Here is a 19342-nt window from a genome sequence, read left to right on the forward strand (position 1 = left end):
TAGATGGCCATGCCGCTTCGTCAGACCATCCGGGTCGGGACGTATCTCTTCGAACAGAAAGTGATCCGGCGGCGGGAGAAGTTTCCGCTGATCGTGGAGTTGGAACCGCTGTACGCCTGCAACCTCTCCTGCGAGGGGTGCGGCAAGATCCAGCACCCGGCCGGGGTGCTCAAGCAGCGGATGCCGGTGGCGCAGGCGGTCGGCGCGGTACTCGAGTCCGGCGCCCCGATGGTCTCCCTCGCCGGCGGTGAGCCGCTCATGCACCCGCAGATCGACGAGATCGTCCGCCAGTTGGTCAAGCGCAAGAAGTACGTCTTCCTCTGCACGAACGCGGTGTTGCTCCGCAAGAAGCTGCACAAGTTCACCCCCTCGCCCTACTTCGCCTTCACCGTGCACATCGACGGCCTGCGCGAGCGGCACGACGAGTCGGTCGCCAAGGAGGGGGTGTTCGACGAGGCGGTGGAGGCGATCAAGGAGGCCAAGCGGCGCGGCTTCCGGGTCACCACCAACTCGACCTTCTTCAACACCGACACCCCGCAGAACATCATCGAGGTGCTCAACTACCTCAACGACGACCTCAAGGTGGACGAGATGATGATCTCGCCCGCCTACGCCTACGAGAAGGCGCCGGACCAGGAGCACTTCCTGGGCGTCGGCCAGACCAGGGAGCTGTTCCGCAAGGCGTTCGCCGGCGGTAACCGCCGCCGCTGGCGGCTCAACCACAGCCCGCTCTTCCTGGACTTCCTGGAGGGCAAGACCGACTTCCCGTGCACGGCCTGGGGCATCCCCAACTACTCGCTGTTCGGCTGGCAGCGCCCGTGCTACCTGATGAGCGACGGGTACGTGCCCACGTACCAGAAGCTGATCGAGGAGACCGACTGGGACAAGTACGGCCGTGGCAAGGACCCGCGCTGCGACAACTGCATGGCGCACTGCGGGTACGAGCCCACGGCGGTGCTGGCCACCATGGGCTCCCTGAAGGAGTCGCTGCGCGCGGCCAGGGAAACGGTGTCGGCCAACAGGTGAGGCCGCCGGCGCGGGCGCCGGGCACCCACCCCGAGCGGGGCCCGGCGCACGCGCACGCGGCCCGCGCTGGCCGGCGCGGCAGGACGAGCGACGCACACACGAAGGGGCAGGAGCATGACGGTGGCCGAATCGACGGGCTTCGACCTCGGCAGACTCCTCACGGAGCGCGGGGGCGAACGCTACGAACTGCACGCCCGGTACCTGAACCACCAACTGCCGCGCATGCTGCACACCATCGGCTTCGACAAGGTCTACGAGCGGGCCGAGGGCGCGTACTTCTGGGACGCCGACGGCCAGGACTACCTGGACATGCTCGCTGGCTTCGGGGTGATGGGCCTCGGCCGCCACCACCCCGTGGTCCGCAAGGCGCTGCACGACGTCCTGGACGCGGGCCTGGCCGACCTCACCCGCTTCGACTGCCAGCCGCTGCCCGGACTCCTCGCCGAGCGGCTGTTGGCACACGCGCCGCACCTGGACCGGGTGTTCTTCGGCAACAGCGGTACCGAGGCGGTCGAGACGGCGCTCAAGTTCGCCCGGTACGCCACCCGCAGGCCCAGAGTGCTGTACTGCGCGCACGCCTTCCACGGGCTGACCACCGGCGCGCTCTCGGTCAACGGCGAGGACGGCTTCCGGGACGGGTTCGCGCCGCTGCTGCCCGACACGGCCGTGCCGCTCGGCGACCTGGCCGCCCTGGAACGGGAGTTGCGACGGGGTGACGTGGCCGCCCTGGTGGTCGAGCCGATCCAGGGCAAGGGCGTGCTCGCGGCCCCGCCCGGTTACCTGCGCGCCGCCCAGGACCTGCTGCACCGGCACAAGGCGCTGCTCATCGCCGACGAGGTGCAGACCGGCATGGGGCGCACCGGGGACTTCTTCGGCTACCAGCACGAGGAGGGCGTCGAACCCGACCTGGTGTGCGTGGCCAAGGCGCTGTCCGGCGGTTACGTGCCGGTGGGGGCGACCCTCGGCAAGGACTGGATCTTCAAGCGGGTCTACTCCTCGATGGACCGGGTGCTGGTGCACTCCGCGAGTTTCGGCTCCAACGCCCAGGCCATGGCGGCCGGCCTGGCCACCCTCGCGGTCATGGAGCAGGAGGACCTCGTGGCCCGGGCCCGGCGCACCGGCGACCTGCTCCGCGAGCGGCTCGCCGCGCTCGTGCCGCGCTACGAGCTGCTGCACGAGGTGCGCGGCCGGGGGCTGATGATCGGCATCGAGTTCGGCCGGCCCACCTCGCTGAAGCTGCGCGGCCGCTGGACGATGCTCCAGGCCGCGCGGAAGGGGCTGTTCGCGCAGTTGGTGGTGGCGCCGCTGCTGCACCGGCACCGCATCCTGACCCAGGTCTCCGGCGACCACCTGGAAGTGATCAAGCTGATCCCACCGTTGATCATCGGCGAGCCGGAGGTGGACCGCTTCGTGGCGGCGTTCACGGAGGTCATGGACGACGCGCACGACGGAGGCGGCCTGCTGTGGGAGTTCGGCAAGACCCTCGTGAAGCAAGCCGTCGCCAACCGGTGAGGCCGGGTGGCCGCTTTGGGCGCGCGCCCCGGCACGGGCCCGGCGCGCGCCGGCGGTCAGTCGGTCAGCAGCCGCTCGCGCAGCCGGGTGCGCAGCGCGGGGGTGAGGCCGAGGCCCTCGGTGAGGTAGCGCTCGGTGTCGCCCCAGGTCGTCTCGATCGCCTCGAACGCCGCCGCCAGATAGCTGGACCGCGCGTCGAAGAGGGGGCCGATGAGTTCGAGCACCTCGGGCGACATGGCCTCGGGGGAGTCGCTGTGGCGGCGCACCTTGTAGCGCCGGTGGGCCGCCGCCGACGCCAGGTAGTCGGCCTCGATCGCCTCCGGGGTGACGCCGACGGCGAGCAGGGTGATGGCGATCGACAGGCCCGCGCGGTCCTTGCCGGCCGCGCAGTGCATGAGCGCCGGCACGCTGTCGTCGGCCAGCGCGGCCAGCACGCGGGCGTGTTCGGCGGTGCGCGTGGTGACCATCGCGCGGTACGAGGCGATCATCCGGCCGGCGGCCTGGCCGTCGGAGAGTTCGGCCCGAAGCTGCTCGATGTCGCCGTGGAAGACCATGGACCAGAACTCGGCGCCCTCGGCCGGGTCGGTGAGCGGGATGTTGACGTTGCGGACACCGGGGAGCGCGACGTCGGGGCCCTCGACCCTGATGTCGGCGGCGTTGCGGAAGTCGAAGATGGTGTGCAGGCCCAGCGTGGCCAGGAACGCCGCGTCCTCCTCGGTCGCGTGGGCGAGGTGACCGCTGCGGAAGAGCACGCCCGAGCGCACCCGCCGGCCGTCGAGCGTCGGCAGGCCACCCACGTCCCGGAAGTTCCTGACCCCGGACAGGCGCGGTTCCGGCTCGTGCGGGGTGCTGGGGGAGGCGTGCGGGATCTGCTGTGTCACGGCTGCTCCTCGGTGCGGGTTGTGCCTGCTGTGGTCAACGAGAGGCGGGGGGCCGACCCTACGGTATGGGCCCGCCGCACCATCATTTCGGCCGCGCCCGCCCCTTGTCATCGTCGGTGCGGATGCTATTCCGGCTTTATGTAAGAGATCCAGTGGGATAGATCACCCCACGTCAACCCTTGGTTACGGTGGCGTAGGTCACTTCGTTCGGAGGAGGATGTGCTGACGTGGCAGCCGATTCGAAGACCAACAACAGTGGCGCGTTCGAGTCGTACGCAGCCGTCGGAGACAGCTTCACCGAAGGCGTCGGCGACCCAGGGCCCGATGGGGCCTTCATAGGCTGGGCCGACCGGCTCGCCGTCTTGCTGTCGGACCAACGCGCCGAGCACGACTTCCGCTACGCCAACCTCGCCGTCCGCGGCCGACTCCTCGACCAGATCGTCGAGGAACAGGTGCCGCGCGTCCTTGAGCTGGGGCCCGAGCTGGTGACGTTCTGCGCGGGCGGCAACGACATCCTGCGACCGGGCAGCGATCCCGACGACGTCGCCGGCCGGTACGAGGCGGCGGTGGCCAAGCTCGCCTCGTCCGTGGGCACCGTGCTGGTGTGCACCGGCTTCGACACGCGCGACGTGCCGGTGCTGCGGCATCTACGCGGGAAGATCGCGACGTACACGGCGCACGTGCGCGCCATCGCCGACCGCTACGACTGCCCGGTGCTCGACCTGTGGTCGCTGCGGTCCGTGCAGGACCGGCGCGCCTGGAGCGGTGACCGCCTGCACCTCTCGCCCGACGGGCACACCCGGGTCGCCCTGCGCGCCGCGCAGGTCCTCGGTCTTGAGGTGTGCGCCGACCCCGACCAGCCCTGGCCGCCGCTGGCCCAGCGCCCCGCCGCGGCCGTGCGTCGGGACAACATCCACTGGGCGCGCGAACACCTCGTCCCTTGGATCGGCCGCCGCCTGCGCGGTGAGTCCTCCGGCGACCACGTCGAGCCCAAGCGACCTGACCTGCTGCCGCTCTAGCCCGCGACCGGCGCTCCGGGGCGGCGCGAGGCGCCGTCCCGGGCGCGGGCCCGCGCTGCCGCGCTGGCTGGCGTGCCCGTCAGGCGGACCGCGGCACCAGGGCTCGAACGCTCCGGCGTCGTGAAGGGGCGGCCCGTCAGGCCCAGATGGGGGAGGAGCCGGCGGGCCGGTCCGGGAGCCCCGTGGACTGCGCCGGCAGGCCGGCGGTCGGCAGATAGGCCCAGACCGCCCGGCCCTGCCCGCCCTCGCGCGGGCGTACGCCCCAGGAGTCGGACAGCGCCTCCACGAGCATCAGCCCGCGTCCGCCCTCCTGCTCCCAGCCGCTCTCGCGGGGGCACAACGTGGCGTGCTCGCGCCCCTGGTCCGCCACCTCGACCCGCAGTCGGTCGGCGAAGACGCGCAGTTCGCAGCGGACCCGGTCGCTGTTGGTGTGCCGTACCGCGTTGGTGAACAGCTCCGATACGACGAGTTGGGCGTCGTCCCGCAGTTCGTCGTGGGCACCCCACTCGGCCAGCCGGGCCAGAACCCGCTTGCGTGCCTCAGCGACCGAGGTGCTGAGCGCCGGCAGATGGAACGCGTCCTGAAGGCGTTGGGCGACCGCGCCGCCCGGGCGTCCTAACCAGAGACCGTCGTATGAAGTGGCCACGCCGCAACTATGCGGCCCGTCAGTGACGAATGGCAAGCTTCAATCTGTAAATTGCAGAATCGTAAGAGCAGTCTGTTCGGTGAGCTGAGCACATGACAGACTGCTTACCCGTGACGGCGCTTGGAAGGGGAACGGCAGTGGCAGACGCACGGTCGGGAGGCGGTGCCCCGACCGTCTTGCGCGTGGTGCTCGGCAGACGCCTGCAGGACCTACGGGAGAAGGCCGGACTCAGCTACGAGCAGGCCGGTCGCGCGCTCGACGTCACCCACGCCACGATCCGCCGGATGGAGAAGGCCGAGGTCGGCCTGAAGATCCCGTACGTCGAGAAGCTGCTGACCACCTACGGCGTGAGCGACCAGGAAGAGGTCGAGGGCTTCCTCGCGCTGGCTCGCGAGGCCAACCAGCCCGGTTGGTGGCACCGCTTTCGCGACGTGCTGCCGGACTGGTTCAGCGCCTTCGTCAGCCTGGAGGTCGAGGCCAACCTCATCCGGGCCTACGAGCCGCACTACATCCCCGGCCTGTTGCAGACCGAGGACTACACGCGCGCCGTGCTGCGCGCCGGCATGCCGCACGCCTCCGAGGCGGACATCGACCGTGGCGTCGCGCTGCGCAAGGAGCGCCAGGCGCTGCTCACCCGCGAGAACCCACCCCTGCTGTGGGCCGTGCTCGACGAGACGGTGCTGCGGCGGCCGATCGGCGGACCCGGTGTGATGCGCGACCAGCTCACGCGCCTCATCGAGGCCACCGCCATGCCCAACGTCCGGCTCCAGGTCATGCCGTTCGACGCCGGGCCACACCCGGCCATGTACGGCCCCTTCCACATCTTCCGGTTCCCGATCCCGGAACTTCCCGACATCGCGTACTCGGAGAGCCTCGTCGGCGCCGTCTACTTCGACCAGCGCGATGACGTGTCGATGTTCCTGGAGGCCCTGGACCGGATGTGCGCGCAAGCCGCGCCAGCACAGACCACCGAGTCGATCCTCGGTGGCATTCGCAAGGAGATCTGAACCATGGATCGCATCTACAACGGCATGCCCGCCACCGAACTCGGTACCGAAGGCTGGCACAAGCCCTGGAGCGGGGGCAACGGGGGAAGCTGCGTGGAGGCCATGCGCCTCGGCGACGGCCGGATCGCGCTGCGCCAGTCCACCGATCCGGACGGGCCCGCCCTGATCTACAGCCACCACGAGATCGCGCGGTTCATCCAGGGCGCGAAGGCCGGTGACGCCGACTTCCTCCTCGCCTGACCGCACCGCCCCGCCGGCCACCAGCGCCGGCGGGGCGGCGCGCGGGCGAGCGATCGCGGCGGCACCACAGGCATCGGCACCGAGCGGAGCACGGCATGGTTGAGCAGGGCCCCTCGATCCCCGGGATCGACACCAGCAGGCCACACCCGGCCCGCATGTACGACTACTACCTCGGCGGAAAAGACAACTACGAGATCGACCGCGAGGCGGCCGAGCGCGTCATAGCCATGGCCCCGGAGGCCCGCCCCAGCGCCCGCGCCAACCGACAGTTCCTGTTCCGCGCCGTGCAACACGTGGTGCGGCAGGGCGTACGGCAGATCATCGACATCGGCACCGGCATCCCCACCTCGCCCAACACCCACGAGGCTGCCCGGCAGATCGCCCCCGACGTCCGCGTGGCCTACGTCGACAACGACCCGATCGTGGCCACCCACGCCGGGGCCAGGCTGACCAACACGCCAGGCGTCGGCTTCCTGCTCGCCGACGCCCGGCAACCGCGACACATCCTCGACCACCCCACCGTCCGCGAGCTGATCGACTTCGATCAGCCGGTGGCCGTACTGCTCCTCGCCGTCCTGCACTTCGTCAAGGACGAGGAGGACCCGGCCGGCATCGTCGCCGCGCTGCGGGACGCGCTGCCCGCCGGCAGCTTCCTCGTCCTCAGCCACGGCACGGGGGACTTCCACCGCGCGGGCGGCGACGCCAGCGAGGTCTACCGGGCCGCCACCGCCAGCCTCCACCTGCGCGACCAGCCGGCCGTCGAGGCCCTGTTCGCGGGGTTCGACCTGCTGGAGCCCGGGGTCGCCCAGGCGTCGCGGTGGCGCCCGGAGCAGCCCGCCGGCGAGGCGGAGGACGGCCGGGTCGCCTTCTACGGGGGCGTGGGCGTCAAGCGGTGAGCCTGGTCGGGCCGAGTGGGAGCGGCACCGGGCCAGTCGCGTCCGCCGTCGGCACGCGCGCCGGTATCCGCTCCAACACGCCGCCGGCGAACACGTCGTACAGCGGCAGCGTCTCCAGGTGCACGTAGCCGATGTGGCAGTCGCACACCTCCCGCGTGCACGGGCGCGGGCGCAGCGCCGCCCGGTAGGACCCGTCGTAGAGGTTGCCCAACTCGTCGCGGACGAAGTGGCAGCGGCGCACCGTGCCGTCGCCGTCCACCGAGATGACCGATGAGCCCGTACGACAAGGCAGCCCGGCGCTGGCGTGCGGGTGCCGGCTGTAGCCGAACAGCGGGTCGATCGCGGCCCACTGCTCGGCCTCCGCGTCGGTGTAGGAGCGCCCCTCGGCCGCGTTCACCCACAGGTAGACGTGCGCGGGCAGCGCGGCGCGCAGCCGGTGCGCCGCCGTCAGGTGCTCGGGCAGCCCCACGATGCCGACGCTGAACCGAACGCCACGCTCCACCAACTCGCCGCACTTGGCCACGAACCGCTCGTACGGCGTCTGCCCCGGGTGGTAGGTGCACCACAGCGCCAGCGCGTCCAGGTCCGCCGCGCCCAGCCAGTCGGTGCGGCAACTCAGATTGGTCTGGATCGCCACCCGGCGCACGTGCGGCAGGTGGCTCAGCTCGGTGAGCGCGCGCCGGTACCAGGAGCGGACCAGCCCCTCGCCCCACGGCGTGAACAGCAGCGACAGCCTGTCCTCGGTGCGTTCGGCGGCCCAGCCGGTGAAGCGCTCCAGGGCCGCCCGGTCGGCGCGCAACTGCTCGCGGGAGTCGCGGCGCTTGGCGAACGGGCAGTACGGACAGTCGTAGTCGCAGGAGGCGAGCGGCCCCCGGTAGAGGACGGTCAGCTCCGTCCCCGCACCGCTCGGTGACTCCTCCCTCACGGATGCCTCCCTCACGGGTACCTCCCTCACTTGGGCTCGTAGGCGGCCATGGCGGCGCGCACGGCGGGCGAGAACAGCAGCGGCCCGAGCGCGTCGGAGTGCGCCAACCCCTCGGCGGACAGCCGCAGCACCTCGGGACCCGCGCTCTCGTCGAGCCAGCCACGGTCGGCGCACAGGGCCAGTTCGGCCGCGAAGTCCACGCCGGGCTCGGTGCCGAACCGCTGCCGGTAGTCGGCCACCACCATCCCCTCGGCCTGGAGCACCGACTGCAACACGTGGCGGCGCCGGCGCTCGTCCTCGTCCATCCAACGGCCGTGCGTCGCCCGCGTGAACGCGTCGGCGGGCCGCGCCACGTAGTTGTCGACGATGCCCCGTATGGTCCGCATGTCCACGGCGTAGTCGAACGAGTAGTGCAGCCGCGAGGTGTACGAGCGGGCGCCGCAGCCAAGCCCCACCATGCCGTCGCGCTGGCAGGCGTACTCGTCGTCGCCGACGACCGGCGCGCCGCGACGCCGGAACATCCGCATGGACGTCTGCTCGTAACCGCTGGCCAGCAGCGTGTCGCGGCCGTGCCGGTAGAGCCGCAGCCGCTGCTCGTCCCAGGCCGGGTCTACCCCGGTGCCGCCCCGGCCGAGGCCGGTCAGGGGTCGGACGTAGAGCGGGTACAGGTACAGCTCCTCGGGCCGCCAGGCGAGCGCCGCGTCGAGGGAGCGCTGCCAGGACTGCTCGGTCTGGCCCGTGATGCCGTAGATCAGGTCGATGTTGAGCACGGGTATGCGGGCGTCGCGCACCCGGCCGAGCGCCGCCTCCACGTCCGCGCGGCGCTGTGGCCGGACGGCGGCCCGTGCCTCGGCCTCGACGAAGGTCTGCACGCCGAGGCTCAGCCGGGTGGTGCCGCGCTCGGCGAGCACTGCGAGCCGGTCCGTGGTCACCGTCGCCGGCGACGCCTCGACCGACAGCGGAACGTCCCGCAGGTCGGCGCCCATCCGCTGCTCGGCGATGTCGCACAGCCGGCTGAGTTCGGCGGCGGTCAGGAACGTCGGCGTGCCGCCGCCGAACGCGGCATTCGCGAACCGCGGCGCCTCGCCCCCCTCGTCCAGCGCCTCGCGCACGGCGCGCGCCTGGCGCTCCAAGGCGTCGAGGTAGGCGCCGGTGAGGCCGTCGGGTGCGCCGATGCGGGTGAACAGGTTGCAGAAGCCGCAGCGGACCTCGCAGAACGGTATGTGCGCGTACAGCGACAACGCGCCGCGGTCCTCGCCCGCCCACAGCTCCCGCAGCGCGGGGCGGGGTTCAAGCTCCTCGTACGCGGTCTTGTGCGGGTAGCCGTAGACGTACGACTGGTACGGCGAGCCGACCGGGTCGACCGGGTCGACCGGGTCGGCCGGGGTGTCGGGTGTGCTGAGCGGGATGGTGACGGTCATGGGCCCTCAAGGAAGAAGTGGGTGTACGGCACGGTCCACACGACGTCGTGGGCGAGCCGGTGGCCGGTGTAGCCGCCGTCGCCGTACGCGGTGCCGTGGTCGGAGCAGATGATGGCGAAGCAGCGGCGGCGGCTGCTCGCGGCGGCCAGCAGGCGGCCGATGTGCCGGTCCACGTACTCCAGCGCGGCGGCGTGCGTCTCCCACGAGTCGCCCGCCTCGCGGGTGGCACCCGGCAGGTGGAACCAGTTGGGTTGGTGCAGCGCGGAGACGTTGACGAACAGGAACAGCGGCTGCTCGGCGGGGGTGCGGGCCACGACCTGCTCGGCGCGGGCCACCTGTGACTCGAACGACGTGGGTGAGGCCACGGAGAACTCGGGCTCCCAGTGGCTCTCCCGGAAGAGGCCGGGCAGCACCGAGCCGAGCGCGCCGCCCTTGTTGAAGAAGCCCACGCCGCCGACGCAGGCCGTGTGGTAGCCCGCCGCCGCGAGGCCCGACACCAGGTCGGGGGCGTCGAAGACGTACGTGCCGGCCGCGGTGGTCTCGCTGCCCGCGAAGCGCGCGGCGAACAGCCTCGGGTGCGGCCCCGGGGCGGCCGGCGTGGGCAGGAAGCCCGCGAACATGGCCTGGTGGGAGGCGTAGGTGAAGCTGCCGGGGGCGTGCCGGCGCTCCCAGCGACCACCGGGCAGGTGGCGCGCCAGGTGCGGCAGCCGGCCACGGGCCAGCAGGTCGACGGCCACGTCGTAGCGCAGCGTGTCCAGGGTGACCAGGAGGATGTCGTGGCTGCCCACGACGGCGTTCATGTCCGGCTCCACGAGGTGCGGTGCCTCGTCGCGGGGCTCGGGCGGACCCCAACTCGGCCCCGGACAACCGGGGTTCGCGCGTTCCGGTGCGGCCTGGCCCGCGTGGAGGTCCTGACCTGCGGGGTCAGCGGGTGACATGGTGGCGGTGCTCCTTCGTCGTGACGGCGGCGATCTGCGCCCCGTAGGTGTCGAGTCCCTCGGCGCCGCTGCCGGGTAGGCCGGTCAGCCGGGGCAACAGGTCGCCGAAGGCGTTGACCTCGCCGACGGCGAAGTGCCGCCAGCCCGTGCCGGGCAGCACGTCGACGCCGACGCACAGGGTGCCCGGGAAGCAGGCGGCGGCCCGCTCGGCCAGGCCCAGCACCTCGCCCCAGGCCACGCCGGCGGCCTCGGTCGCGGCCCGGGCGGCGACCAACTCGCCGCGCGCCCCGCCCAGGTGCAGGTTGGTCATCGGGGACCGGCTGGTACGCACGACGGCGTGCGTGGCCCGCCCGCCGACCACCACGATCCGCAGGTCGGCGGCGCGCCCGCGCTGCGACGCCTTCGGCAGCCAGCGCTCGACGTGCAGCCCGTCCGGCGCGAGCGCGTCCACCAGCGCGGCGACCTCCGCCTCGGTGGCGTAGCGGCGCACGCGCAGCGAGTTGAACAGCCGTCCGTCGGGGGAGCGCTCCACCGAGGTCCTGGCGGACACCCGGCCGGGCCCGGCCCACTCGACGGCCAGCACGCCGGAGGCCGACGAGCCGTGCGCGAGCTTCACGAAGGCGCGCCGCAACCCGCCCGGTCCGGCGAGCAACGCGCGCACGTCGTCCCAGCCCCGCACGGGCGCGCGGGGCCCCACGGGCTCGACCGCGTCGGCCCCGCCGGCCGGGGTCGACGGCGCCCGTGGGGGAGTCGCGGGCGCGATCGAGGTCGGCGACGGCGGCACCGGCACGCCGGCGGCCCGCAACGCACCGTGACAGCGCCGCTTGTCGAACAGCACGGCCAACTCGCTGGGATCGTCCAGGAGTTGGGCTCCCGCGGCTCGCGCCGCGTCGGCCACCTCCGCCACAGCCGAGGTGAACCGCGCGTACCAGCGGGCCGTGCCCTCCACCCGGGTCGGGTCGTCCACGCCGCGCAGCGCGCGCTCCGCGGCCTCGTCCTCGCCCGGCGAGTCGATCCGCACGATCTCGCCCGGCTCGAAGACGGCCCCCGCGCGCAGCACCTCGGACCAGTCCCACACGCGCGGGGCGGCGAGCCCCGCGGCGCGAGCGGCGGCGGTGAACAGCGCCACCCGCCGGCCCTCCCGCACTCCGACGACCGCGAAGCGCGGACCCCGCTCATCCGGCGCGTACGACGTGACGATGGCGGCTCACCTCCCTACTCTCCGGCCCGTGTCCGGGCTGTGCTGTTCCGGGCCCGGCGGCCCCCGTGGGTCCGCCGGGCCGTGCGGCTCGCTGCGCGCGGCGGCGCGCCCGCGCCCGTCGCACCGTCACGCGCCGGCCGGCCGACTGCCGGGACACGGCGACGCCTGACGGTGGGTGGACGCGGACGTCACTCGGCGACCGCCGTGTAGCGGTGGATCTCGTCGCCGTCCTCCCACGAGTCGCCGGTCTCCGAGAGGCCGACCTCGACCCCGGCCGGCTCCCACGCGGCGCGCAGCCGGTTGGCCACCTCCTCGGTGACGAAGTTGTGGTGCAGGTCGATCCACTTGAGGTGGGTGAGCGGCTGACCGTCGAGCAGCGCCAGGGCGCCCGCGTCGCTGAGCACACCCAGCGAGAGGTCGAGCGAGGCGAGCTGGGCCACCACGGGCGCGGCGGCCACGGCCGTGGCGATCTCGTCCTGGATCTCGCTGTTACGCAACCCGAGGTGGCGCAGGCGCGGGAAGCGGCCGCCGTCGAGCAGCGGCGCCAGGTCGGCGACCGTGGCGTCCCCGCCGTACTCCTCCACACCCAGCCACATCTCCAGGTACTCCAGGGCCGGCAGGTCGCTGGCGACCACGCCGCGCACCACCTCACCGGGCAGGCCGCCGGCCTCGAAGGTCAGCGTGCGCAACGCCTCGTGCCTGACCGGGGGGAACAGCAACCCGGTGCCGCCGCGCACGCCCAGCTCGCGCAGTCGCGGATAGGCGGCCAATACGGGCGTCACGTCGCCGTGCTCGATCCAGGAGATCTCCGCCTCCTCGGCCTCCAGGTCCCCGATGAACAGGGCCTCCAGGGAGGTCAGCCGGTCCTTCGCGGCCACCAGCAGCTCGATCACGTCGTCGGAGCTGTTGTCGTACGGCTCGCCCCACTGGCCGATGATCAACGCGCGCACCTTGGCGACGTCCACGGTCGCCAGGAACCGCTCGAAGACCCCCGTGAACGACTCCGTCTCGTCGCTGTACGGCGACGCGGCGATCGACCAGGCGACGACCTCCGCGGCCGGCAACTCCGTCGACTCGCCCTTGGACGGGAAGACGAAGGTCGGCAGTCCGTGCAGTTCTTGCAGGTGCTCAACGGTCATGGGGCGGATCTCCTGGGTTCGGTACGGCTCGCACGACGTGCGAGGGACGTTGCGAAGAGTTCTACCAAGCGGCACTGACAGTCGGTCCGGCGGGCGGCGGGCGACGGCGGTGAGCAGCAGGTTGCGGGCGTCGACTCCGTGGCCTCGACTCCGCGACGCCGGCCCGACCCACCGGCCCCGTGGCGTGGGGCGCGCGGCCGGTGGGTCGGGCCGTGGGCGGCGGCCGCGGTCGATTGTCAGACCCCCCACCTAACGTCGTGAGCGTCGCCGGAACACCTCGGCCCAACTGCCCGACGGAGGAAGCACATGTACCGACAGGGAGACGTCCTGATCGTGCCGGTGGCCCGCGAGGCCCTGCCACCGAGCGTGGCCGCCCTGCCCCCGCGACCTCGGGACGGGCGCGGCCGGCTGATCCTGGCGCTCGGCGAGGTCACCGGGCACGCGCACGCGGTCGTGGGGCCGGGCACGCTGGTCCGCGAGCCTGGGCTGGGCGGCGCCGGCTACCTCCACCTCCCGGAAGGCGGCCGGGTGGTGCACGAGGAGCACGCGCCCATACCGCTGCCGAAGGGCTGGTACCGCGTGGTGCGCCAGCGGGAGTACGCGCCGGGCGCGGTGCGCGTCGTCGCGGACTGAGCCACCGACGGCCGTGGCCCGCGCGGCACCACCGCCCGCCGGCCCGGCACCGCGACACACACCGAACGACAGAGGGGGAACGAGAGATGACGAACATCGTTGGGGAACAGCGGACCGCCGGGGAAGGGCAGGCCACGGGAGGGCGGCCGGCCGTGGACGAGCGGCGGACGCCGGCGCCGTCGGGCGGCGCGGGCGGGACGGACTGGCGCGCGGTCGCCGCGACCACCGCTGGCGCCGACCGCGCGGAAGCCGAGGCCGGCGTGCGACTGGCCTATCGGCAGGCTGGCCTGGCCGAGCCCGAGCGGGTGGTGTGGGCCGACTCGCCCCTGGTGGGCACCGCGGCCGTGCTGTCGCTGACGGGGCAGCGCGCGACGCTGCCCTCCGACGTCGAAGCGCGCGCCGCGCGGGCGCTGCGCGCGGCGGGTGTCGACCCGGACGCGCCACGGCCGGGCCGTTCGGTGCGTGAGGCGGTGCGCACCGCACCGTGGGAGGCCGAACGGCGGCGCGTGCTCGCCGAACTCGGCCCGCAGGGATGGGCCGCGCGATGGGCGCTGACCTCGGCGCCCCTGTGGGAGCTGACGCGGGGCCTGACCGACCGCGTCCGCGCCGGCATCATCATCGGCCTGGCCGGCCCCGATCAGGGGCGCGCCACCGGCGTGGTCATCGGCGCGGGCACCACCGCGCCGGCGCCCGGGGCCGGGCCCGACGAGCGACAGGGCGGGGTACAGGACGAGCGGCGGGGCGAGCCACAGGGCGAACAACGCGGCGCGGCCCGGGAGACCGCGGTGCGGCTGGCCCTCGCGTCGGCCGTGTTGGGTCAGCACGACGCGGCCTGGCTGGCCGCCTTCGACGGGGCCGAAGCGCTGACCGGGGTGAGCGCGGTGGCCCGCGCGGCCGGTTGGTGGTGGCCGTACGAGAACGTGGCGGTCATCAGCGAACGCCCCCGCGAGCTGCACCGGGACGAGGCGGGCCGGCTCGACCGCGGTGACGGTCCGGCCCTCGCCTACCCCGACGGCTTCGCCCTGTACGCCTGGCGGGGCATGCCGGTGCCGGCCGACTTCCTGGAGGGCCTCGACGCGCTGGACGCCCGGCGCATCCGCACCGAGGAGAACGCCGAGTTGCGCCGCGTGATGCTGGAGCACTATAGGTACGACCGCTACCTCAGCGAGTCCGGCGCCCAGCCGGTGCACCGGGACGAGACGGGCGTGCTGTGGCGCATCGAGTTGGAGGGTGACGAGCCGGTGGTGATGGTCGAGGTGGTCAACTCCACACCGGAGCCCGACGGTTCGTCCCGTACGTACTGGCTGCGGGTGCCGCCGCGCACCCGCACCGCGCGCGAGGGCGTGGCCTGGACGTTCGGGCTCAGCGCCGAGGCGTACGAGCCGCAGCGGCAGACCTGAGCCGACCCGGCGGCCTCGCCCCCGGGGGCCGGTCGCTCGCACGACGTCGCATAGGTTGTGGACAACCGCCCCGCGCGCCACCACCGGCTACGCCCACGCCCCTCCAGGAGGTGCCTTGACCGGCCCCCACGCTCGACGCAAGCCCATCGCCGCGCTGCGGCCGGCGGCCTTCGGGGCCGACCCGGCGGGAGAGCGGTTGGCACGCATGCGGCGGTCGCCGCAGTTCGCCGCCGGCCAGTTCCGCAACCCGTTGCCGACCCGCACCCTGCTCCCCGGCTCCACCCGTCGGCTGCTGCTCACCCAGCTCAGCAAGGTCGACCGGGCCCGCAGGGCGCCGCGTGGGCACGTACCGGTGCACCACCCGATCGCGGCTGACTGGGCAGCGGAGCCGGCGTCAGGATTGCGGCTCACCTGGATGGGACACTCCAGCGTGCTGGCCGAGATCGACGGGCATCGGGTGCTCTTCGACCCGGTGTGGGGCCAGCGGTGCTCGCCCTTCCCCTTCGCCGGGCCACGGCGCCTGCACCCGGTGCCGCTGCCGCTGGCGGAGCTGCCGCCGGTGGACGTCGTGGTCATCTCCCACGACCACTACGACCACCTCGACATGCCGACGATCCGCGCCCTGGCCCGCACCGACACCGCCTTCGTCGTGCCGCTGGGCGTCGGGGCCGATCTGGAGCACTGGGGGGTGCCGGCCACCCGGATCACCGAGTTGGACTGGCACGAGTCCGGCGAGGTCGGCCACCTCACGCTGACCGCGACGCCGGCCCGCCACTTCTGCGGGCGCGGGCTGCGCGGCGGACAACACACGCTGTGGGCCTCCTGGGTCGTGGCCGGTCCGCGCCACCGGATCTTCCACAGCGGGGACACCGGGTACTTCGCGGAGTTCGCGAACATCGGCCGGCGGTACGGGCCGTTCGACGCGACGATGATCCAGATCGGCGCGTACAGCGATTTCTGGCCCGAGATCCACATGACGCCCGCCGAGGGGGTGCGCACACACCTCGACCTCCAGGGCGGGGCCAGCGGCGTGCTCCTCCCTGTGCACTGGGCCACCTTCAACCTGGCCCCGCACCCGTGGGCCGAGCCGGCCGAGTGGACCAGGGACGCCGCCGCGGACGCCGGCGTGCCGGTGGCCTTCCCCGTTCCCGGGCAGTCGTTCGAGCCCGCGGGGGAGGTGCCGGTGGCCCCCTGGTGGCGTGTGGCGTGCGAACCCGTCGACCGCCCGTGGCGCCGCCCCGAGGCCGCGGACACGCGGCCGCCGGCCAGCGCGGACCGTGCACCTGGCGAGCTGGGTGGCGAGCGGTGACACCGGAGACGGAACCCGGAGGGGCGGCTCGCTCGCGGGCCGGGGCTCCTGCCCGGGTCAGCGGTCGGGCCGGAGGGGGCCAGAGATGTGCGTGTGGCGTGTGAACGGGGAACACGGCCAGGCGGGAGACGCTGACAGGGAACGTTGACGGGAGCGTGAAGGAGGAGGCGTGACGCGGCGCGGCCCGGCGCGGTGGGGCTGCCGGCCCCAGGCGCGTGGTTGGCCCGCCTACCGCCAGGCAGGTGGCAGAGCGGGCATTTCGGTGTCGGAGATGGCCGGGGGCGGGACAGCCAGGACGTGCCCGACGTGAAGGAGCCCGTAGCCGAACTGACCAAGCGCAGCCGCCACCCCACCGTCGTGCAGGCGATACGGTCCACGGCGGCGGCGACCATCTCGTATGCCGTCGCCCTCCAGCTCAGCAGCGAACCGGTGCCGCTGACCGCGCCGCTGACCGCCCTGCTCGTCGTGCAGGTCACCCTGTACGCCACGCTGACCACCGGCATCCGCCGGGTCAACGCGGTGGTCTCCGGGGTGCTCATCGCCATCGCGTTCAGCTCCCTCGTCGGGCTGTCCTGGTGGAGCCTCGGCCTGATCATCCTGGCCTCGCTGGCCGCGGGGCACCTGGTCAAGGTGCGCGAGTTCACCGCCGAGGTGGCGATCAGCGCCATGCTCGTCCTCGGCGTGACCCGGGTGGCCAACACGGCCTGGGACCGGGTGTTGGAGACGCTGATCGGGGCCGTGGTCGGACTGCTGTTCAACTTCTTCTTCGCACCGCCGGTCTGGGTGCAGACCGCCAGCGAGCACATCGAGGACCTGGCCTGCCGGCTGCGCGAGCTGCTGCTGCACATCAGCGGCGGGCTCGGCGAGCACACCCCCGTCGACCGCGCCGCGGCCCGCCTGCACGAGGCCCGCCGGCTGGACAACGACGTCGCCCGGGTGGATGCCGCGCTGCGCCAGGCGGAGGACAGCCTGCGCCTCAACCCACGGGTCAAGGAGGGCCTGTTGCACCGGGTGGTGCTGCGTACGGGCCTGGACACGTTGGAGATCTGCACCGTGGTGGTGCGCGTGCTCACCCGTACGCTCACCGACCTGGCCAAGCACCGCAGGGACGAGCCGCTGTTCGAGCCCGAGGTGGCCGACGCGCTGGCGGAGCTGATCGAGCACGTCGCCGACGCCGTCGAGAGCTTCGCCACCCTGGTCACCACGCAGGTCAGCGCCGACGCGCAGCAGGCCGAGACGCGGCTGACCGAGGTGTTGGACGCGGCGGCGGACCGCCGGGAGCGGGCCGCGCGCCTGCTCGGCGAGTCCGTCCGGGACGATCCCCGCCAGTGGCACCTGCGTGGCGCGCTGCTCTCGGAGATCGACCGGATGCTGGACGAGATGGACATGGAGCACCGCACCACGCGCCTCATGGAGGAACTCGACCGCAACGCCCGCGAGGACCGCGGACGCTTTCCCCGGCTGCGCAAGCTCGTCAGGCTGTGAGGCCGCGCGCCGGCCGCGCGCCGGTCGTGCGCGAGCGTCGGCCGTGCGCCGGTCGTACGCCGTGCTGACGGCGGTCGTACGGCGCGCCCTCGGCCTCCGGTCGGGGCCGTCGGCCGTCAGCCGGCCGTCAACCGGGCGTCGGCGCTCGTCCTACGCGACCCAGTGCGGGCGTCGCGACGCGGGGGTGGCGGGCAGGCCGTCGGCGAGGGCGGCGGCCATCCGGTGTACCGCCTCGTGCAGCGTGTCCGCCGGCATGGTGAAGGGGATGCGCAGCCGCTGCTCGAAGATGCCGGGGTCGGCGGCGAAGACGGCGCCGCTCTCGATGCGTACTCCGTGGCCCAGCGCCCGGTCGGCCAGTGCCGAGGCGATCGGTTCGGCCAGGTCGACCCAGAGCGAGAGCCCGCCGGGCGGCAGCCGCCAGGTCCACCGCGGAAGGTGCTCGGCCAGGGCCGCGGTGAGCGCCGCGCGCTGCTCGCGCATCCGCTCCAGTCGGGACGGCAGCAGTTCACCGGACCGCGCCAGCAGGGCGACGGCCAGGAGCTGGTCCAGCACCGACCCGCCCATGTCGGCGGCGACGCGCTGCCCCGCCAACTCGGTGACCAGGCGCGCGGGCGCGCGTAGCCAGCCGATGCGCAACCCGCCCCAGTGGGTCTTGCTCATCGAGCCGATGGTGACGACCTGTCCGGTGCCGCCCGGCGCGGCGTGCGAGGCGAACGGCGGTGGGGCCGGGACGTCGAGCGCCAGGTCGGTCAGGGTCTCGTCGACGACCAACCACGAACCGGAGCGCCCGGCGGCGCGCAGCACCCGGCCACGGTCGGCGTCGGGCATGAGGAGGCCGGTGGGGTTGTGAAAGTCGGGGATCAGGTAGGCCAGTTGGGGCACGACCTGACGCAGGGTCGACTCGATGATCTCGATGTCCCAGCCGGCGTCGGTGACCGGCACCGACACGGTGCGCAGCCGCGCGCGGCGCATGGCCTCCAGGGCGTTGGGGTAGGACGGGTTCTCGACCACGACCCGGTCGCCGGGACCGCACAGAAGCCCCAGGACGAGGGTGAGCGCGTGTTGGGCCCCCGAGGTCACCAGGATCTGTTCGGGCACGGTCGGCAGGCCGCGCGCGGTGAACCGCTCGGCGATGGCGGCGCGCAGCTCCGGTAGGCCGTACGGGTGGTAGCCGGGCGTGTGGACGTGCTCGACCAGGTGCGGGGTGATCTCGGCGAGGGCGTCGAGCAGTGCCTGCTCCGGCAGTCCGGAGGCCGCCCTGGCCAGGTCGATCGCGGTGTCCTCGGCCCCGAGCAGCCGGCCCACCCCGGTGGGGGCGCGCCCGTCGGGCAGGGACGTCCAGGTGCCGGAGCCCTGGCGGCTGTGCGCGTAGCCGCTCTCGCGCAGCAGGTCGTACACGGCGGTGACGGTGGTGCGACTGGTGCGCAGCGCGGCGGCCAACTCCCGCTCGGCGGGCAGCTTCACGTGCAGGGCGATCCGCCCGTCCAGGATCAGCGCGCTGATGGCCTGGGCCAGGTGGCGGTAGGCGGGCCGGGTTCCCGAGGGGTCGGGCAGCATCGCGGCGAGCTGACGGCTCCCCACGGTCCGCTCCGTACGGCCCGGCCGACCCCCGGGCGCGAACGCACGCGCGTCAGCCATACCACCCTCCCGATATTGGCCCTGTT

At 73.3% G+C, this 19342-nt stretch carries 18 protein-coding genes; 10 read left to right on the forward strand and 8 right to left on the reverse strand.

What is annotated here, in order from left to right; all coding sequences use genetic code 11:
- Positions 1-3 precede the first annotated feature (3 nt).
- Positions 4-1026: an adenosyl-hopene transferase HpnH gene (hpnH, locus tag OYE22_RS29455; protein WP_277323232.1), complete on the forward strand. Its 1023-nt coding sequence runs from the start codon at positions 4-6 to the stop codon at positions 1024-1026.
- A 114-nt stretch (positions 1027-1140) separates the two neighbouring features.
- Entirely contained in the window at positions 1141-2538 is a 1398-nt protein-coding gene (locus OYE22_RS29460) for an aspartate aminotransferase family protein (RefSeq protein WP_277323233.1), read from the forward strand.
- 56 nt (positions 2539-2594) lie between these two features.
- Here OYE22_RS29460 and OYE22_RS29465 read toward each other — a convergent pair whose 3' ends face one another.
- Positions 2595-3419, reverse strand: a complete 825-nt coding sequence (locus tag OYE22_RS29465) for a tyrosine-protein phosphatase (RefSeq protein WP_277323234.1) — start codon at positions 3417-3419, stop codon at positions 2595-2597.
- Between the two features lie 227 nt (positions 3420-3646).
- Here OYE22_RS29465 and OYE22_RS29470 point away from each other — a divergent pair, with 227 nt between their 5' ends.
- Positions 3647-4438, forward strand: a complete 792-nt coding sequence (locus tag OYE22_RS29470) for an SGNH/GDSL hydrolase family protein (protein WP_277323235.1) — start codon at positions 3647-3649, stop codon at positions 4436-4438.
- 136 nt (positions 4439-4574) lie between these two features.
- On the opposite strand, the gene OYE22_RS29475 is transcribed toward OYE22_RS29470, so the two are convergent.
- Positions 4575-5084, reverse strand: a complete 510-nt coding sequence (locus OYE22_RS29475; protein ID WP_277323236.1) for an ATP-binding protein — start codon at positions 5082-5084, stop codon at positions 4575-4577.
- A gap of 137 nt (positions 5085-5221) precedes the next feature.
- Here OYE22_RS29475 and OYE22_RS29480 point away from each other — a divergent pair, with 137 nt between their 5' ends.
- The 3 genes from OYE22_RS29480 (at position 5222) to OYE22_RS29490 (ending at position 7227) form a co-directional block, all read left to right on the forward strand.
- Positions 5222-6091 carry a helix-turn-helix transcriptional regulator gene (locus OYE22_RS29480; RefSeq protein ID WP_277323237.1) on the forward strand — a complete coding sequence of 290 codons (870 nt, stop codon included), beginning with the start codon at positions 5222-5224 and terminating at the stop codon, positions 6089-6091.
- 3 nt (positions 6092-6094) lie between these two features.
- A complete protein-coding gene (locus OYE22_RS29485) occupies positions 6095-6331 on the forward strand; it encodes a DUF397 domain-containing protein (RefSeq protein ID WP_277323238.1) in 237 nt (78 codons plus the stop codon).
- 95 nt (positions 6332-6426) lie between these two features.
- Complete coding sequence (locus tag OYE22_RS29490) at positions 6427-7227, forward strand: SAM-dependent methyltransferase (RefSeq protein ID WP_277323239.1); 801 nt, start codon at positions 6427-6429, stop codon at positions 7225-7227.
- Here the strand turns inward: OYE22_RS29490 and OYE22_RS29495 are convergent.
- The 5 genes from OYE22_RS29495 to OYE22_RS29515 all read right to left on the reverse strand — a co-directional run bounded on the left by OYE22_RS29495 (position 7217) and on the right by OYE22_RS29515 (position 12851).
- Positions 7217-8152: an STM4011 family radical SAM protein gene (locus OYE22_RS29495; RefSeq protein WP_277323240.1), complete on the reverse strand. Its 936-nt coding sequence runs from the start codon at positions 8150-8152 to the stop codon at positions 7217-7219. The two genes, OYE22_RS29490 and OYE22_RS29495, sit on opposite strands and share 11 nt — an antisense overlap.
- Before the next feature lie 26 nt (positions 8153-8178).
- Positions 8179-9573, reverse strand: a complete 1395-nt coding sequence (locus OYE22_RS29500) for an STM4012 family radical SAM protein (protein WP_277323241.1) — start codon at positions 9571-9573, stop codon at positions 8179-8181.
- Positions 9570-10373 (reverse strand): STM4013/SEN3800 family hydrolase, encoded by an 804-nt coding sequence (locus OYE22_RS29505; protein ID WP_277323242.1) that lies wholly within the window; start codon positions 10371-10373, stop codon positions 9570-9572. The genes OYE22_RS29500 and OYE22_RS29505 overlap by 4 nt, the downstream gene beginning before the upstream one ends.
- A gap of 124 nt (positions 10374-10497) precedes the next feature.
- Positions 10498-11712: an STM4014 family protein gene (locus OYE22_RS29510; protein ID WP_277324383.1), complete on the reverse strand. Its 1215-nt coding sequence runs from the start codon at positions 11710-11712 to the stop codon at positions 10498-10500.
- A gap of 188 nt (positions 11713-11900) precedes the next feature.
- On the reverse strand, positions 11901-12851 hold the full coding sequence (locus OYE22_RS29515; RefSeq protein WP_277323243.1) for an STM4015 family protein: 951 nt from the start codon (positions 12849-12851) through the stop codon (positions 11901-11903).
- 306 nt (positions 12852-13157) lie between these two features.
- On the opposite strand from OYE22_RS29515, the gene OYE22_RS29520 reads away from it, so the two are divergent.
- The 4 genes from OYE22_RS29520 to OYE22_RS29535 all read left to right on the forward strand — a co-directional run bounded on the left by OYE22_RS29520 (position 13158) and on the right by OYE22_RS29535 (position 17678).
- Complete coding sequence (locus OYE22_RS29520) at positions 13158-13484, forward strand: hypothetical protein (protein ID WP_277323244.1); 327 nt, start codon at positions 13158-13160, stop codon at positions 13482-13484.
- 86 nt (positions 13485-13570) lie between these two features.
- Positions 13571-14884, forward strand: a complete 1314-nt coding sequence (locus OYE22_RS29525) for a DUF6745 domain-containing protein (protein WP_277323245.1) — start codon at positions 13571-13573, stop codon at positions 14882-14884.
- A gap of 115 nt (positions 14885-14999) precedes the next feature.
- On the forward strand, positions 15000-16193 hold the full coding sequence (locus tag OYE22_RS29530; protein WP_277323246.1) for an MBL fold metallo-hydrolase: 1194 nt from the start codon (positions 15000-15002) through the stop codon (positions 16191-16193).
- A 297-nt stretch (positions 16194-16490) separates the two neighbouring features.
- A complete protein-coding gene (locus tag OYE22_RS29535; protein ID WP_277323247.1) occupies positions 16491-17678 on the forward strand; it encodes an aromatic acid exporter family protein in 1188 nt (395 codons plus the stop codon).
- Between the two features lie 150 nt (positions 17679-17828).
- Here the strand turns inward: OYE22_RS29535 and OYE22_RS29540 are convergent, their stop codons facing one another.
- A complete protein-coding gene (locus OYE22_RS29540; protein ID WP_348652254.1) occupies positions 17829-19259 on the reverse strand; it encodes a PLP-dependent aminotransferase family protein in 1431 nt (476 codons plus the stop codon).
- Positions 19260-19342: the final 83 nt, after the last annotated feature.

Origin of the sequence: Streptomyces sp. 71268, assembly GCF_029392895.1 — a bacterium.
GTDB lineage: Bacteria > Actinomycetota > Actinomycetes > Streptomycetales > Streptomycetaceae > Streptomyces.